This is a genomic window from Microbacterium sp. MMO-56, from assembly GCF_037146215.1.
Classification (GTDB): Bacteria; Actinomycetota; Actinomycetes; order Actinomycetales; family Microbacteriaceae; genus Microbacterium.
Genome location: NZ_JBBCVW010000056.1, coordinates 1 through 327, shown reverse-complemented (window position 1 = coordinate 327; position 327 = coordinate 1). Strand labels below are relative to the sequence as shown.

Annotated in this window: 1 protein-coding gene; it reads right to left on the bottom strand. The window is 62.1% G+C overall.

Features of this window, described 5'->3' with window-relative positions:
* Window positions 1-85: 85 nt before the first annotated feature.
* Complete coding sequence (locus WFI00_RS17760) at window positions 86-205, bottom strand: Abi family protein (RefSeq protein WP_336642391.1); 120 nt, start codon at window positions 203-205, stop codon at window positions 86-88.
* Window positions 206-327 lie beyond the last annotated feature (122 nt).

Here is a 327-nt window from a genome sequence, read left to right as displayed (position 1 = left end):
GCCTTTCGAGTGGAGGTAAGAGACTTCTCGAAGGATCACACGGTGACCGCGCTTACGTCGCGAGCGACGAGCCGGCCACCGTGGGCTACACCACGCTACGGGGCACTACTCCGGGGTAGAAGTGATCACCGCGGCCGTCCGTGGTCTTCTGCCGAAACGGATACCAGTAGCCGCTGAGGCGGTAATAGTTGATCCGCTGGAGGATCTCAGCGGCAATGGGCTGACCCCGTTCGGTAGGTCCGGTGGTTGTGTGAGTCGTCCTGTTGCCCGGGGGTCCGGGCAGGGAGACTGGTCAGATCATGACGAACAGCAGGAAGCGTCACACTC